We start from the raw sequence: 266 nt of genomic DNA on the forward strand, positions 1-266 counted from the left end.
GCTGCGCGCGCAGGTTGAACGCGACAGAGAGGGGCTCGTACCGCGCGATGAGCTGATGAAGCTTAAAGAACGCGTCACCAAGATCAAGGCACGGTTGAGCAAGCTTCAGCGTTCGTTCACGGATGCGCAGGAAATCACGCGGCTTGTCGCCTTCTCCGAGTCAATGGGCGATCAAGTCAAAATCCTGCAAGGCGCAATTGGGGATGAGATTACGGAAGAATCGTTCATCGATCACGTGAAGCAGATAAAATACGAGTTCGATACTC

At 53.4% G+C, this 266-nt stretch carries 1 protein-coding gene; it reads left to right on the plus strand.

What is annotated here, in order from left to right; genetic code table 11:
* On the plus strand, positions 1 to 266 hold a 266-nt coding region (locus AC1RPV_RS07930; protein ID WP_481764224.1), incomplete at both ends, for a hypothetical protein.

It is taken from the genome of Dellaglioa sp. CoH-55-MRSF-9 (genome assembly GCF_056782155.1).